14 protein-coding genes are annotated in these 15,271 nt (G+C 47.1%); 11 read left to right on the forward strand and 3 right to left on the reverse strand.

Features of this window, described 5'->3' with window-relative positions:
* Positions 1–359 precede the first annotated feature (359 nt).
* The gene (locus AA84_RS0103035; protein WP_028975965.1) at positions 360–629 is read left to right on the forward strand and encodes a hypothetical protein; all 270 of its coding nucleotides are present in this window, start codon (positions 360–362) and stop codon (positions 627–629) included.
* A gap of 176 nt (positions 630–805) precedes the next feature.
* On the opposite strand, the gene AA84_RS18540 is transcribed toward AA84_RS0103035, so the two are convergent.
* Complete coding sequence (locus tag AA84_RS18540; protein ID WP_081791712.1) at positions 806–1,072, reverse strand: hypothetical protein; 267 nt, start codon at positions 1,070–1,072, stop codon at positions 806–808.
* 168 nt (positions 1,073–1,240) lie between these two features.
* On the opposite strand from AA84_RS18540, the gene AA84_RS19475 reads away from it, so the two are divergent.
* The 9 genes from AA84_RS19475 (at position 1,241) to hemB (ending at position 10,965) form a co-directional block, all read left to right on the forward strand.
* Positions 1,241–1,372: a hypothetical protein gene (locus AA84_RS19475; RefSeq protein WP_263282749.1), complete on the forward strand. Its 132-nt coding sequence runs from the start codon at positions 1,241–1,243 to the stop codon at positions 1,370–1,372.
* A 97-nt stretch (positions 1,373–1,469) separates the two neighbouring features.
* Positions 1,470–1,925, forward strand: coding sequence for a flavodoxin domain-containing protein (locus tag AA84_RS0103045; protein WP_028975966.1), 456 nt, complete (start codon positions 1,470–1,472; stop codon positions 1,923–1,925).
* Between the two features lie 704 nt (positions 1,926–2,629).
* The gene (locus AA84_RS0103050) at positions 2,630–3,862 is read left to right on the forward strand and encodes an L-lactate MFS transporter (protein WP_028975967.1); all 1,233 of its coding nucleotides are present in this window, start codon (positions 2,630–2,632) and stop codon (positions 3,860–3,862) included.
* Positions 3,863–4,197: 335 nt separating this feature from the next.
* Positions 4,198–5,859 (forward strand): sensor histidine kinase, encoded by a 1,662-nt coding sequence (locus tag AA84_RS0103055; protein WP_028975968.1) that lies wholly within the window; start codon positions 4,198–4,200, stop codon positions 5,857–5,859.
* Positions 5,856–6,608 (forward strand): LytR/AlgR family response regulator transcription factor, encoded by a 753-nt coding sequence (locus AA84_RS0103060; protein WP_028975969.1) that lies wholly within the window; start codon positions 5,856–5,858, stop codon positions 6,606–6,608. Before AA84_RS0103055 ends, AA84_RS0103060 begins: the two co-directional genes overlap by 4 nt.
* Positions 6,609–6,848: 240 nt before the next feature.
* A complete protein-coding gene (gene hemA / locus AA84_RS0103065) occupies positions 6,849–8,213 on the forward strand; it encodes a glutamyl-tRNA reductase (protein ID WP_028975970.1) in 1,365 nt (454 codons plus the stop codon).
* A 38-nt stretch (positions 8,214–8,251) separates the two neighbouring features.
* Complete coding sequence (gene hemC, locus AA84_RS0103070; protein ID WP_028975971.1) at positions 8,252–9,181, forward strand: hydroxymethylbilane synthase; 930 nt, start codon at positions 8,252–8,254, stop codon at positions 9,179–9,181.
* On the forward strand, positions 9,171–9,995 hold the full coding sequence (locus AA84_RS0103075; RefSeq protein WP_028975972.1) for a uroporphyrinogen-III synthase: 825 nt from the start codon (positions 9,171–9,173) through the stop codon (positions 9,993–9,995). Before hemC ends, AA84_RS0103075 begins: the two co-directional genes overlap by 11 nt.
* On the forward strand, positions 9,979–10,965 hold the full coding sequence (gene hemB / locus AA84_RS0103080; protein ID WP_028975973.1) for a porphobilinogen synthase: 987 nt from the start codon (positions 9,979–9,981) through the stop codon (positions 10,963–10,965). Before AA84_RS0103075 ends, hemB begins: the two co-directional genes overlap by 17 nt.
* A 142-nt stretch (positions 10,966–11,107) precedes the next feature.
* Here hemB and hemE read toward each other — a convergent pair whose 3' ends face one another.
* Positions 11,108–12,151 carry a uroporphyrinogen decarboxylase gene (gene hemE / locus AA84_RS0103085; protein WP_028975974.1) on the reverse strand — a complete coding sequence of 348 codons (1,044 nt, stop codon included), beginning with the start codon at positions 12,149–12,151 and terminating at the stop codon, positions 11,108–11,110.
* A 209-nt stretch (positions 12,152–12,360) separates the two neighbouring features.
* Between hemE and AA84_RS0103090 the strand changes: the two genes are divergently transcribed.
* Complete coding sequence (locus AA84_RS0103090; RefSeq protein ID WP_223362466.1) at positions 12,361–13,977, forward strand: L-lactate permease; 1,617 nt, start codon at positions 12,361–12,363, stop codon at positions 13,975–13,977.
* Positions 13,978–14,092: 115 nt separating this feature from the next.
* Here the strand turns inward: AA84_RS0103090 and AA84_RS0103095 are convergent, their stop codons facing one another.
* Entirely contained in the window at positions 14,093–15,220 is a 1,128-nt protein-coding gene (locus AA84_RS0103095) for a vitamin B12 independent methionine synthase (RefSeq protein ID WP_028975976.1), read from the reverse strand.
* Between the last annotated feature and the right edge of the window lie 51 nt (positions 15,221–15,271).

Here is a 15,271-nt window from a genome sequence, read left to right on the forward strand (position 1 = left end):
TGATCTTTGATGAGATAATAGGCACCGATTATCGCGGCCAGCGTTGTTACGGTACTTCTTATCTCATCAATTATTTTATCAACCACTTGCTCATCGCTTCGTTCGCTGATTATTTGGCTGGATTATGTCTTCACATGGTAACATGGGCTAAGAAAATAAAGTTGTTTTTGTAAAAGATAATAAAACGCATTGCATTTGTGTTGCTCGAATTGTGCCGGATGTGAGAAACATGCGCGCTCTTTTTGCAGGATGCACGGATGCGCAGCATTCAACGGATGATAGGCAGATCCCGGTAAATGTTGTACTTGTTAAAGGTTTGAAGCATGGGGAAGTCAGCGGAATGCCGCTTTCTTTAAACGATGGCTTTGATTTGGACGACGTCAAAAAAGTTTTGGGGAGAGCCGGAGCGGCACATTGATCGTGAAGAGATTCAAAGCGATGTATATCGGAAAAATGGGCAGACCTTCCAGATCGATGACAACATTGAAACCGATGACTTTAAAGATCAGAAACGTTATAATTACAGCTTTGTCATCCATCTAAAGACAACGCGCGATCAGATCATTGAAGCAATGCACCTGTCGCCGAAAATAAACGGAAAACGCTTGCTTCAGTATCATTCATTATAACGGCTATGTGATTCAATTCGAGCAGGACGGCACGAAAAATAATTGGTTATTGTTTTATAGAAACGCATAAACAAAATAGTGCGCTGCTGTGTTTGCTGTAGCACGCGGTAAGGGGATGCCTCACAACGAATACGTGAGGCATCCCCTTATTCGCCAAGAATCGAAAGACTTTATGATCAGAACCAAAAATCAAAGCAGGAACGTTTGCGGTCGCATACGTCACACTTGCTTGGATAACCTGGATCGACAATTTCTGTACGTTCGGATTCCCGCACAATGTGTCGCGGAACGTTTACGATGTTCTTCCTATTAATGTGTATGACCGGATGAATGACCGGCACATATCTTGGCACGCAAGTATTGTGGATCACGTATCGTGGATCACAAATAATTGGTTTAACGTTGGAGCCGTCGTTGCCGCAATGACAATCCTTATTACTCATAAGCAATCCCCCCACTAATATTAGATGCACGCGCTAGAGGAAGGGACACGTACAAAAGCCTAGGAGCGTTCTAAAAGAATCGATTCGCGATGCATAAACCGCTTAAGAAAAGCCACACTAATTCTCGGCATACTCAATGCTAAACTAAACGAGAAGGTGTGGAAGAAAATGGGTAAGAACAAAGAAAAGAAGAATAACTTCCAGGAAAAAAACAATCAGACAGACAACGTAAATACTGAGTTTGCGGAAGAATTTGAGCAAGAAGCGGAACAAGAACAGGAACAGAAAAAAAACAAATAAGTAAATGGGATTCGCATGGTCCATGCGAATCTCTTTTTTTCTTGAAAATGATAATCGTTATCAATAAAATAATGATGACAGGAGAGGAGATGGAATGATGCCAAAAGTAATCATTATTTTTGCTAGTGAAACGGGAAACACAGCGGATATCGCGTCAAAAATAGCTGAGGGTGTACGTCAAGGTGGACTAGATCCGGTCGTAAAGGATGCATTTGATACAGACGCTGAGGAATTCTTGGCGTATGACGGCATTCTGCTTGGCAGCGGAACAACCGGAGATGGTGATCTTCCTTATGAAGCGCTCGATCTCTATGATGGTCTGGATACGCTGAACTTAAGGGGGAGGCTGGCGGCAACCTTTGGATCAGGCGATACGGCGTATGATTTATTTTGCGGAGCCGTTGATACCTTAGAGAAGAAACTCATTGAACGGGAGGCAAAAATTGTTTTGCCCAGTCTGAAAATTGACGTGACGATGTCGCCTGATGAGGAGACTCAGGCACTGCAGATGGGTAAGCATTTTTCAGAGCTTCTGCTTCAGGAGAAAGACTGACCGCCGCTTGAGTTGATTCGATTGAACCAACGACGCAAAACGCTTTTATTCTTCAATTCACGAAACAGGCATCTGAATGGATGCCGTTTTTTTATGGATAAGGAAAGTGTAAGAGTTGGGTTTGCTGGTACGACGATGAGCGGAATTTCATCAATAGATCAGTTCAAGTCATGAAAGCGCGAGAGCCTGCGAAAGTAAGGACCAAGCACAGCTTGGTCTTTCTTACAGGATAAGAAAGTATATGATTTTGACCTGTCTTCAAACCAATAGCCCAGTGTCTTGGCCGAGAAACAAAGCGGAGGTGCGAGACGCCTGCGGGAACAGCGTGCCAGCGAGACCCCGCAGATACCTACCTGTCTGAGGAGGCTCGCGGTGCGCCCGCGGCAAGCGAGTAACCGAAGCGGCGATTCAGCACCGAAAAGACGCTAGTCCATCACACATGGTTGGAGATTAAGGACCGGGCGTATTTTGCCCGGTTTTTCTTACAAGACCTCTTTTCGCTGCTGAAATGCTGGCACACCATGCCAATTGATGCTGATGCGCGCATTTCAGCCGTTCATACCAAATCGTCGTCATCTCATTCTGTTAACGCTTCCAAAAGTGTTTTCATTGCTACACTATGAGTGTAGGAAAGGGAGGGATGAAGCATATCCCTCCCAGCAAAATAGGAGCGAAAAGAGGTCATACTCATGACAGTTACACGTATGAAAAGCTCAAGTGAATCACGACTTTCTGTACTTATCGGCACGATCATTGCCATGGTCGGTTTAGGAACCATTTATACATGGAGTTTGTTTAATCAGCCACTCGCCGACAAATTCGGTTGGAGCATCGGTGCAGTAGCTGCAACGTTCTCCATTATGAGTTTCGCACTGTCGTTTTCAACACTTTCAGCAAGCAGTATTCAGAAGAAACTGGGAATTCGTGGTCTGCTGATGGTTTGCGGGGCGGGGATGGGCGTCGGTTTGATGATTGGTGCTCTCTCGACATCGTTGTGGATGCTTTACATTTTTGCCGGCATTCTCGTTGGGGCCTCAAACGGTATCGCCTACATGACGACCCTTTCGAATGCGATCCAATCCTTTCCGGAGAAGAAAGGGTTGATTTCCGGAATCGCAGTTGGTGCATATGGAACAGGCAGTTTGTTGTTTAAATATGTGCTCGGTTTTTTCCTTGCTCACGCAGGATTGGTCCAGACATTCCTTTACTGGGGCTTGATTTCAATGGTTCTGCTTTTCGCGAGTGCGTTTCTTATCAAAGAAGCTAAGGCACAAGCCGCACCGCAGAAGAGCGGCAAGCAAACGCAAAAGGATTATACGATTGGCGGAATGCTTCATACAAAAGAGGCATACTTGCTCTTCTTCGTTCTCTTCACGGCGTGCATGAGCGGACTTTACTTGATTGGTAGCGTTGCCAACATCGGTGTCAGTCTTGCTGGACTTGATGCGGCAGCGGCCGCAAATGCCGTTGCTTTGGTTGCCATCTTTAACACAACCGGACGGATTATTCTCGGCGCAGCATCGGATCATTTTGAACGATTAAAAGTGATCGCTGTCTCTTTACTCGTCACGGCGGGCGCTGCCTTGATCCTTAGCCAAGTTACTTTGAACTTTGCCCTGTTCTTCATCTGCGTCGCCAGCGTCGCTTTTTGCTTCGGCGGCAACATTACGATCTTTCCGACAATCGTTGCTGAATTCTTCGGATTGAAGAATCAAAGCCGAAATTATGGGATGATCTATCAAGGATTTGGCATTGGCGGCTTAAGCGTATCGTTTATCTCCGGAATGCTTGGCGGGTTTGCACCGACCTTCAACTTCATTGCCGTCATCTGTGTGCTCGCTGCTGTGACTGCGCTGCTGCTTCACGTACCGGGAACAAAAAAGGTCCATCTGTTTTCCGCACGCAAAGTACAAGAACGCAGCAGCAGCGGCGATTAAACAGTGCAAATAAGATCATATTTAACCACGCGTTCTGCGCTTTCCTTACAAATCACTAGGGAAGAGAGAACGTTTTTTTGTTTAATGATGATCTGAACGGAAGCTTCGAATGAAACTTTAACTTGGGATCACTTTGTCTTCGTTTAGCAAGATGCTTTGTTTTTGCGGTTGTGGCGAGCTCAGCTATTCGTTTTCTCCAGGTAGAAAAGCTACGGGAGAAGCGCAACCAATGAGTACACACGTTTTTTTCTCGTCATCATGATCATTTTAGAAAAAGTCTGCTAAAATTAGAGTAAATCGTTTACATATAGAGTGGGTAATGGAGTGGATTGCCGATGACCGCTTTTGTGACCATGCTTTTCCAATTGTTTGAGCGTGCTGCCTTATTGATTGTATTCCTGTTCTTAGTCACCCGGATGCCGCGCTTTAAGGAAATCTTGCAGCGTGAAAAGCATTCTGCTTCGGAGCTGGCCATTCTGACGAGCATTTTTTGTCTGTTTGCGATTTTAAGCACTTATTCCGGTATTCATGTGGACGGCTCATTAGTGAATGTGCGCGTCGCCACGATTGTATCAAGCGGTATTCTTTTTGGTCCGGTGGTCGGAATTATCACCGGTGTGGTCGCCGGTTTGCACCGTTATTTGATTGATATCGGCGGTGTGACGGCACTCCCTTGCTTTATCACGAGTACCTTTGCCGGCTTGGTATCGGTCTGGATTCATCGCAGCGTGAAGAAGTCGCAGCGCTGGATTTACGGCATTGCTGGCGGTATGTTCTGTGAACTGCTGACAATGCTGCTGATTTTGCTGATGTCCGGGTCGACGGAGCAAGGATGGAGCATCGTCTCGCGGATTGCATTGCCGATGATCTTAGGCGAAATCAACATCGGGTTTATCGTTCTGCTGGTCATGAGCGTCGAGGGCGAAAAAGAAAAGATTGCCGCGATGCAAGCGAAACTGTCGCTGGATATTGCCAACAAAACACTGCCCTACTTCCGTTCCGTGAATAAAGACTCGCTGGCGCAAGTCTGTCGGATTATTAAACAGGAAATCCATGCAGACGCCGTTGCGATGACCGATACAGCAAGCGTGCTTGCCTATGTCGGATTCGGCGATGAGCGTTATACGGTAGGTAAGGAAATCGTTAGCGCTTTGACGAAAAAGGTCATTCATGAAGGAACGATTACTTTTTCCAATGACGCTTCCGAACATCATTTGCCGCAGATTCAATCGGTGCTGATTATTCCCTTAAAAGAACGGGAAAAGGTTACGGGAACGTTGAAAATGTACTATCGCAAGGCGACGAAGATGACCTATTCGCAGCAGTCGCTCGCCATTGGTCTGTCACAAATGATTTCGACGCAGCTTGAAATTTCACGATTGGAACAAATCAAGGAGGCGGCAAGCAAGGCGGAATTGCAAGCGCTCCAATCCAAAATCAATCCGCACTTTCTGTTTAATGCACTGAATACGATTGCTTCTTTGATTCGTCGCGATCCAAGAAAGGCCAGAGCACTGATCATCCACCTCTCCGGCTACATGCGCTCCAATATCGAGCGAACCGATGAATTGATCAGCATGGAGGAAGCCATTCAGCAGGTTAAAGACTATGTAGAAATTGAAAAAGCGCGGTTTGGTCCGCGGCTTGAAGTGACTTATCAGATTGAGGACGTCGATCTGAACATTCCGAGCCTGCTGATTCAGCCACTCGTTGAAAATGCGATCAAGCATGGCGCACTAAAAGCAAAAGGAGCGGGCAGCGTGACCCTTCGCGTGCAAAAAATGGCTGATCGCGTGCGCGTGCATGTGCGCGATAACGGACCGGGAATTGATCAGAATATTGTTGAGCGACTGTACCAAAATCAAATGCCGGCAAAGAAAATCGGCCTGTTGAACGTTCATCAGCGGGTCAAGTTAATCTATGGAGAAGGGCTTGTGGTCCGATCTTTGTCCCCGGGGACGGGTGTTTTTTTCGATATTAAGAAGGTGAGTCAATGAACGCGATTATTGTAGAAGATGAACAACTGGCCCGTGAAGAGCTGGCATACTTGATTCAAACCTACAGCTCGATTAAGGTCACGAATTGTTTCGAAGATGGGCTGGATGTGCTGAAATTTTTGCAGGATCATGAAACGGATGCAATTTTTCTTGATATTAATATTCCTTCGCTCGACGGCATGCTGCTTGCCGGGAACATCAGCAAGTTCAAACGGAAACCGTATATCATTTTTACAACGGCGTATAAGGAGCATGCCGCAAAAGCATTTGAACTTGAAGCGTTCGATTACATCCTCAAGCCCTATGATGAAGCGCGAATTGCGCCGATGCTGACAAAGCTTGAAGCGGTATTTAAGCGTGACCACTGTCCAACCGATAAGCGAAGCAGTGCTGGAAATGGTGCGATGAGTACACCGGTCCGCATAAACCTGCGCCAGGATGAACGCATTATTGTTAAAGAGGTCAATGCGATCTACTACGCAGAAGCTCGCGAAAAAGTAACGCTTGTCTATACCAATGATGCCCACTATACGATGCCGATGAGTTTGTCCGAGTTTCAGCAAATGGTTCCCGATTCGCTTTTTTTCCGCTGCCATCGTTCCTATCTGGTTAATCTTTCAAAAATCCGCGAAATTGTGCCTTGGTTTAATCAAACGTATCTTGTTCGACTGAATGATCTAAATGCGGAACTCCCGGTCAGCAGGAGTAAGGTCAAAGCCTTTCGCGAGCGGATGCATCTGAATCATTAACGATTTTTAGGCGTTCTTTACGCGATGTCCATGGCTTGTTCCTTCATACCTACCGCTTGACTCGGGGATTATAATAGACAATATGTGAACATTTTGTGACTTGATGGTGATATTTATCACTTTTTTTGACGCTTATACTTTGATTTTGGTTTCTCGATTTGGTACCGTAAATATGGAATTTAGACAGCATTTATTCGTGTTCCTATTCGGTGAATTAAAGGATTCGGAGGGAGTCGTTTCATGCATATCTTGGCAATTGGCGTCAATCATCGAAACACTCCGGTGGAAATAAGAGAAAAGCTGACCTTTCAGCCTGAGGATTTGGAGCGGGCACTTTCAGAACTGAGGCAAACAAAAAGTATTTTTGAAGATGTTATCCTTTCGACGTGCAATCGGACGGAGCTGTATGTTGTTTCCGATCAGCTCCATACGGGACGCTATTACAGTAAGAAATTTTTTGCTGAGTGGTTCGGTATTTCCTTGGAAGCGTTAACGCCTTATTTGATCATCCAGGAAGATCAGGAAGCCATCCAACACTTGTTTCGGGTTACATGCGGTTTGGAGTCAATGGTGCTCGGTGAGACTCAAATTCTTGGACAGGTGCGAGAGAGCTTTGTACATGCGCAGCAATGCCGGACAACCGGAACATTCTTTAATGAACTTTTTAAAGAAGCACTTACGGTTGCAAAGCATGCGCAGGACGTCACGCAGATCAACGATCATCCGGTTTCGATCAGTTATGCAGCAGTCAAGCTGATTCAGGATTATTTTGGACCGTTAGAAAATAAATCGGTGGTGTTGATTGGCGCTGGAGAAATGGGCACACTGGCGCAGAAGCATTTGTCGAGCAGCGGCGTTCGCCGGCTGACCATTGTAAACCGGACCAAGGAAAAAGCGGATGGGCTGGCGAAACAGGCACAGGCGAATTCGGCTTCACTCGAATCGCTCGGCGAGCAAATGAAACAGTGCGATATTGTTTTTGCTTCTACCTCAGCACCTGGCTATTTAATTACGGAAGCGCAACTTCAGCCGATTCTTGATCAACGAAAACGCCGGCCGCTTGTATTGGTCGATATCGGCGTGCCAAGAAACATTGATCCAGTCACGGCATATATGGATGGCGTATCTTTGTTTGATGTCGATGATCTGGACCGAATTGTCGATGAAAATCGTGCCGCACGCCGACGTGCAGCGAAACAGATTGAGGGATTCATTGAACAGCAGCAAGGGAAATATAGTGAATGGCTGCACACACTGGGCGTTGTCCCGGTGATTTCTGCGTTGCGCAGAAAAGCATTGGCGATCCATTCGGATACGATGAAGCGGATTGAAAATAAGCTGCCGGAAATGACGGAGCGGGAACGCAGAGTGGTCAGCAAACAGGCGAAGAGCATGATTAATCAGCTCTTGCGCGATCCGATAAATAATATTAAAGAATTAGCCTGTCATGAACATGGCAAACATGCCATTGACCACTTTGCTGAAATTTTTAATATCGACGGGGATGTGCCTCAGCGCGGCCAGTCAGAAGAAGAAGAAAAGGTGACGGAGTTCCGAATTGAAAAAGCGGAACACGAAACGCTCAAACCAACGACTATTGGTTAAGCACGCTGGACTGAGCGAGTAACGAGAGAGGCGAGAAAATGAGGACGATTCAGGTTGGATCAAGAAAAAGCAAGCTTGCTTTGGTTCAAAGCGAGCAGGTCATCCATAATCTGAGCGATAAATCAGACCAATTTGCCTTTGCGATCCGCCATATCGTAACCAAAGGCGACCGAATTCTAAATGTGACGCTGTCCAAAGTTGGCGGAAAAGGATTGTTTGTTAAAGAAATTGAGCGTGCCTTATTGGATGGCGCAATCGATTTTGCGGTTCACAGTATGAAAGACATGCCGGCGGAATTGCCAAGGGGTTTAGAGATTGCTTCCATTCCAATGCGGGAAGACGCATGTGACGTGTTGCTGACACGTTCTGGAGATGGGCTGGACAGTCTTGAACCCGGGGCAATTGTGGGGACAAGCAGTTTGCGCCGCGGAGCACAGCTGCTCAGCCTCCGTCCTGATTTGAATGTACAGCCATTGCGCGGCAATGTCGATACACGGATTGGCCGGTTGAAATCCGGCGATTTTGATGCGATTATTCTTGCTGCGGCGGGAATGAAACGACTTGGTGTTCATGAAAAAAATCATCCGCTCGCATTCGATGAAATGCTTCCGGCGGTTGGCCAGGGCGCACTGGCGATCGAGTGCCGTTCGTCCGATGAAGAGCTCAAAGCTTTGCTGCAAACCATCAATGATCCGGATACTGAGATTACTGTTCGCGCGGAGCGTGCATTGTTAACGCGTTTGAACGGCAGCTGCCAGGTGCCGATTGCTGCCTTGTGCAAACGCCGTGCCGATACCAAGCTGGAACTGACCGGGTTGGTTGCTTCTGTTGATGGAAAAGAAGTATTTAAGACGTGCCGCGTGGGCGAGGATCCGGAGAAGCTGGGCACAGAAGCGGCGGAAGCGTTGCTTCACCAAGGTGCCGGTACGGTTCTGAAACAACTAGGCAGTGATCCAAATGCAGGATGAACGTGGGGACGACGCGTTAACGTTAAAGGGAAAACAGGTGCTGGTCACGCGTGCGACGAGCCAATGTGGCAGCCTGTGTGAACACATTCGCAGATACGGCGGTGAACCGCTGCCTGTGCCGCTCGTTGCCTATCGCCGGGTATCCTTTTCCCACACCGAGCGCATGAAATGGCTGCAGGCTGTTCAGCATTCGGACTGGCTGATTTTTACCAGTCAGAACAGTCTGGACTTTTTTATGGATCTGCTTGATCAATCCGATCGGATGCACGGCGTCAAAATCGCTGCTGTTGGCAAAAAGACCGGGGAACGGCTTGAAGCCTACGGGCTCCATGCAGATTTTATCCCCAAGCCTTATACAGGACAGGCACTGCTTGAAGCGTTCCGCAATGGTCGATTGGCCGCTGAGCAAGTCGCGATTCCGCACGGTTCTTTATCAAACCGAACACTTCTTAATGGATTCAATCACTTGGGGATCAAGGTGGCGAGCCGTGTTCTCTATCAAACGATTGCGGATCAGGCGAGTCAAAAGCAACTTGAAGAAGCAGCTGTATCCAACCGGCTGTCGGCGATCACTTTTGCGAGTCCATCCGCCGTTCACTTTTTTACCGAACTCTTGCCCGAAAAACGATGGCGCAGTGCTTTAAACCGCTGCGTTGTGGCAGTGATCGGCAAGACAACGGCCGATTCACTTGAAAAGCTTGGTGTTGTTGCGGATGTCGTTCCGGAAACGTTCACAGCGGCAAGCATGATTAACGCACTGGCAACTTACTATTTAAATAAAGAAGGAAGTCATCAAAATGAACAGCAATCTTAACTTTGACCGTCATCGTCGTCTCAGAAGAACCTCAGTACTCAGAACAATGGTTCGGGAGACGTTCTTGCGGCCTGCGGACTTTATCTATCCTATATTTGTGACGGAAGAGGGCAGCAATATTAAGTCGGAAATCAAATCGATGCCAAATGTTTACCAGTACTCGCTCGACCGATTGGACGAAGAGCTTGACGAAGTGGTTGCGCTTGGTATTCCATCGATCATGTTTTTCGGCATTCCTAAAGTGAAGGATGCGGTCGGCTCCGGTGCCTATGATGAACAAGGCATTGTCCAGAAGGCAATCCGGCAAACGAAACAGAAGTATCCGGACCTGGTTGTGATTGCCGATACATGTATGTGTGAATATACGGATCACGGTCACTGCGGCATCATCCATAATGGCGACGTGGATAACGACGAAAGTCTGACCTATATCGCTAAAACAGCTGTATCACAGGCAGAAGCCGGTGCGGATATCATTGCTCCTTCCAATATGATGGATGGTTTTGTGATCAGTATTCGCCAAGCACTTGATGAAGCAGGGTTCTCGCAAATTCCGATCATGTCCTATGCAGTTAAATATGCATCCAGTTACTTTGGACCGTTCCGTGATGCAGCGGAAAGTGCACCGAAATTCGGCAACCGCAAAACGTACCAGATGGATCCGGCGAACCGTAGAGAAGCGCTGCGCGAAGCTGAATCAGATATTAAGGAAGGCGCTGATTTCCTCATTGTCAAACCAGCATTGCCTTACCTTGATGTACTGCGCGATGTGCGCAATCAAACCAATATTCCGCTCGTTGCCTATAACGTCAGCGGTGAATATGCGATGGTCAAAGCAGCAGCGCTCAATGGGTGGATCGATGAAAAAGCGGTGGTTCTTGAATCGTTGACCGCGATGAAACGTGCCGGAGCCGATATGATTATTACCTATCATGCAAAGGATGCGATCCGTTGGCTTCGTGAAGAATGAGCTGGAAAAGAATAAAGAATGAATGAACCCGGACAAACAGCTGTCCGGGTTTTTTACTAAGAAAAACTCGGTGCCGGGAATCCAGTTGACAACCGGATTTCAGTCACCGAGAACGCTTAACCTTTATTTTGTTGCCTGCATGTTACTGGGACCCCAACTGCTGGGAATATGCGTGAACAAATTGGGTCAGTGCAAGTAATTTGTCCTCACTCACTTCAGGAAAGATCCCATGACCAAGGTTAAAAATATATCCGGGCTTTCCGTTCCTTTCTTCTAAGAGCCGCTTTGCGCGTTCCTTCAGCATCGGAAGCGGCGCAAGAAGTAGCGATGGATCGAGATTTCCTTGAATCGCTTTTTCGATGCCCAGCTGCCCAAAATCAGCGAAACTTGTCCGCCAGTCAATGGAGAGCACATCAATCGGGAGCTGATTCCATTCAGGTAAAAGATGTCCGGCTCCAGCAGCAAAGTACAAACTTACCGCATGCGTTTTCTTTAGCTCAGAAAAAATCCGCTGCATCGTTGGTGCGAGATAGCGATGATAGTCTTCTGCGCTGAGTGCTCCAACCCATGAATCAAAGACTTGTACCGCTTGCGCCCCGCAGCGAATTTGTGCATGCAGATAATTCAGCGTCATTTCCGCCAAATCTTCCATGAGTGCCGCCCAGTCTTCTGGATGGGCATACATGAACCCCTTGGTGCGATGATAATTCTTCGACGGTCCGCCCTCAATAAGATAACTTGCGAGCGTAAACGGGGCACCCGCAAAGCCGATCAAAGGCACATTTAATTGTTGATGGAGCAGTTGAACGGTTTCAAGAACATAAGGCAAATCACTTGCCGCATCGAGCGACCTCCAATGAGAAAAGTCGGCGCCTGTACGAATCGGATGGTTGAATACCGGCCCGACACCTTCAACAATCTCAACCTTCAAGCCGCGTGCTTTAAGCGGGGTCATGATATCGGCGAAAAGGATCGCCGCATCAACACCGAGTTTTTCAACAGGAAGGCGCGTCACTTTGGCACATACATCCGGATGGTGGCTGATTTCAAAAAAAGAATAGCGTTCGCGTATTGCTCTGTATTCCGACTGATAGCGTCCCGCTTGCCGCATGAACCAAACAGGGGTAAACGGTACAGCTTCTTTTCGGCACGCCCTCAGAAAGATATCATTAAACAGGATACTCATTCCTTTCAAAAGAAGGATCATAATACTATGTTTATTTTTGGTTAAATCATACACTATTCATTTTACGTGAAAAGTGCGAAGCCTGCACCTATTTTGCTGTGAGTTGCTGATTATTCGTAAAGTGGTCGTGTACGTAATCATCGCATAAAGATCGACCCATTTCGTGTATAATAGAAGGTAGATTAGGATTTAAAATCAGAGGAATCGTGTTGAATAAAAGGGAGGCGACGCTGCATTTGCTTTTAATCGCGCTGAGTGCAATCATTATTCCATTTTTATTTCTTGTCTTGTTGAACATTCCGGCAACAAAAGGAATGCCTTTGAGTGCGCTGCTGGTAGGGCTCGCTGCCTATTTTATCTGGGGCATGAGTCCGCAAGCCTTGTTTTCTTCAGTGTTACAAGGCGCGCATAAGACGCTGACGATCTTATGGATTCTATTCGGCGCTTTAGTTTTGCTAAACACGCTTCAGCGTACCGGTGCCATTAAACGGATCAATCGCGGCTTCACCTATATTTCCGGTGATATGCGTGTTCAGACGGTGATCATTGCCTATCTATTTGGGTCGTTGATCGAGGGAGCGGCGGGCTTTGGAACGCCGGCAATGGTTACGGCTCCGCTAATGATTGCGATTGGCTTTCCGCCGGCGGCTGCAGTGACGCTCGCACTGATCTCGGACAGCACAGCGGTATCTTTTGGCGCGGTGGGTACGCCGATTTCGGTTGGTTTAAGCAACATTGTTACGAGTAACCCCGACTTTTTCCGTGAAATTGGACAAACCATTACGATTCTTGATCTTTTTGCCGGTTCGTTTCTACCTGTTTTATTAATCTATGTACTGACGCGTTTTTTCACCAATGCACAGGAGAAGGAAAAAGGTGTGTTGCGTTCGATGCTCCCATGGGCGCTGGTTGTCGGCTTTTCATATACATGGTCTGCGCTCGCGTATGCATTTTTCTTTGGCTATGAATTTGTTTCGATTTTGGCTTCCATTACAGCACTGGCCGTAGCTTCAATTACGGCCGCGCGCGGTTGGCTGCTTCCGAAAAAAGAATGGAAGGGCGCGCTTCGCAGTGATTTTAAAGAAGATACCGAACCGCAGACCATGAGCCTGCTTGCTGCTTGGGCACCTTATATTGCGGTAGTTATTCTACTGCTGCTTACACGTATTGTGCCGCCGATCCATCATGTTGCGACGACTGCGTTCGACCTGTCATGGAATAACATCCTTGGGATTAAAGAAGTTCATTCTGAATGGAAGCTGTTGTACTCACCAGGAACGATCTTAACGGTTTCGGCACTTCTGGCACTCATTTTTCAACGGACACCGGCCGAAGCGTTCATATGGGGTGCTAAAATTTCGCTTCGCTCGATGAAAACAACGGCAATTGCCTTGGTTGCAACCTTAATTATGGTTCAAGTATTCAGTAATTCCGGACTGACAACAAAGGATCTCGTCAGCATGCCGGAGTATATTGCCCAAGCTTTTTCGGGAAGTCTTGGCGGGATTTGGCTGGCCGCTGCTCCCTTTCTTGGGGAACTGGGTTCGTTTATTACCGGAAGCGGAACGGTATCCAATCTAACATTCTCCCCAATTCAATTTGATGTTGCGATGGATGCGGGCCTTGATCCGCGGCTTGTACTGGCCTTGCAAGTGATCGGCGGTTCAGCGGGCAGCATGATGTGTATTCATAACGTCGTTGCTGCAAGTGCCGTTGTCGGACTTGCCGGCAAAGAAGGCGAGATTATTCGTAAGACCGTTGCTCCTGCCATCCTCTATAGCGTTCTGGCAGGGTTAGCCGCTTATCTGATCACTTTATTTTTCTGAACTGAACCAGAAATAGTGGAAAAAGAATCTTCAATCTATAGAAAGAGCCCCTAAAATCATATCCCAAGGATTTGATTTCAGAGGCTCATTTTTCGTTATTCAGTGCGGTTAATTTTTATTGATCAGTCCATACTTTTTTTGCAGTTGTGACAACACGTTTTAATTTCGCCCATTGCTGAGCTTCAGTTAACTTGTTGCCTTCTTCAGTGGATGCGAAACCACATTGTGTGGACAAACATAGATTTTTTAATGGAACAAAAGTGGCTGCTTCTTCAATCCGTTTTTGCAGCTTTTCTTCAGATTCCAGTTCAGGAAACTTGGACGTTATCAGACCTAGAACAACCTTTTTGTCAGCACCATTTTGGAAAATTTCTCCAAGCGGCGCAAAGTCGCCGGCGCGTTCATTATCATATTCGAGAAAATAGCCGTCGATGTTAAGCTGTGCGAGATAGGAAGCAACCGGTCCGTAGCCACCGGAGAACAGGAAGGTGGAGCGGAAGTTGCCGCGACAAATGTGCATGGTGACCGTTAAATCTTCAGGAAGATCTTTGACTGCAGCGTTGATCACCGTGACACCATCTTGTGCGATTTGTTCAGCGCTTGCTTTTTCTTCATTGCTTTTTGCATTGCTGATTCGGTCGATCAGGAAGGCCCAAGTCGTGTCATCGAGTTGAAGATAGCGGCAGCCAAGTTCGTAGAAATGCAGGATCGTTTGCCGATAGGCGGTTGCGAGATCTGCTAAGAAGTCGGCACGTGTTTCATAGAAGTTAACCGCTTGATCATCTCGGTGGTCACGGAAGTAGAGTGTAGGACTTGGGATCGTTTGTTTTGCCAGCACGCCTTCAGGTACGATACGCTGCAAGTATGTAAATGCCTCGTAGAATGGATGGTTCGGATTGTAGGCAACTTTGTCGACGAAGCGGACGTTGGTGTCACGCGTTTTTGCACCTTTAAATTTATAGCTTTCATGTTGTGAATAGGTCTCAACGCCGTTGAGATTGGCGAGAAAATCCAAATGCCACCAGCTGCGACGAAATTCACCGTCGGTTACGGCTTTTAGTCCTAATGCAATTTGCTTATCGACGATTTTCTTGATCTCCTCATCTTCGACTTTGGTCAGTGCAGCTTGGTCAATTTTTCCTTCATGAAAGGCTTCTCGTGCTTCTTTCAATGCTTGTGGACGCAAGAGACTTCCTACTTGGTCGAAACGGAATGGCGCTTTTTTTGCTGTGCTTACGGTCATTTCTTTATCCTCCTCAATTTTTATGGCACAATCATTCATCATGCAGGAGAC

It is taken from the genome of Sporolactobacillus terrae DSM 11697, assembly GCF_000648615.1.
GTDB lineage: Bacteria > Bacillota > Bacilli > Bacillales > Sporolactobacillaceae > Sporolactobacillus > Sporolactobacillus terrae.

Bases quoted from the DNA above. Each gene is read 5' to 3' on its own strand.
- AA84_RS0103035 (WP_028975965.1), top strand. From the start codon at position 360: ATGGCTTTGATTTGGACGACGTCAAAAAAGTTTTGGGGAGAGCCGGAG.
- AA84_RS18540 (WP_081791712.1), bottom strand. From the start codon at position 1,072: ATGAGTAATAAGGATTGTCATTGCGGCAACGACGGCTCCAACGTTAAA.
- AA84_RS19475 (WP_263282749.1), top strand. From the start codon at position 1,241: ATGGGTAAGAACAAAGAAAAGAAGAATAACTTCCAGGAAAAAAACAAT.
- AA84_RS0103045 (WP_028975966.1), top strand. From the start codon at position 1,470: ATGCCAAAAGTAATCATTATTTTTGCTAGTGAAACGGGAAACACAGCG.
- AA84_RS0103050 (WP_028975967.1), top strand. From the start codon at position 2,630: ATGAAAAGCTCAAGTGAATCACGACTTTCTGTACTTATCGGCACGATC.
- AA84_RS0103055 (WP_028975968.1), top strand. From the start codon at position 4,198: ATGACCGCTTTTGTGACCATGCTTTTCCAATTGTTTGAGCGTGCTGCC.
- AA84_RS0103060 (WP_028975969.1), top strand. From the start codon at position 5,856: ATGAACGCGATTATTGTAGAAGATGAACAACTGGCCCGTGAAGAGCTG.
- hemA (WP_028975970.1), top strand. From the start codon at position 6,849: ATGCATATCTTGGCAATTGGCGTCAATCATCGAAACACTCCGGTGGAA.
- hemC (WP_028975971.1), top strand. From the start codon at position 8,252: ATGAGGACGATTCAGGTTGGATCAAGAAAAAGCAAGCTTGCTTTGGTT.
- AA84_RS0103075 (WP_028975972.1), top strand. From the start codon at position 9,171: ATGCAGGATGAACGTGGGGACGACGCGTTAACGTTAAAGGGAAAACAG.
- hemB (WP_028975973.1), top strand. From the start codon at position 9,979: ATGAACAGCAATCTTAACTTTGACCGTCATCGTCGTCTCAGAAGAACC.
- hemE (WP_028975974.1), bottom strand. From the start codon at position 12,151: ATGAGTATCCTGTTTAATGATATCTTTCTGAGGGCGTGCCGAAAAGAA.
- AA84_RS0103095 (WP_028975976.1), bottom strand. From the start codon at position 15,220: ATGACCGTAAGCACAGCAAAAAAAGCGCCATTCCGTTTCGACCAAGTA.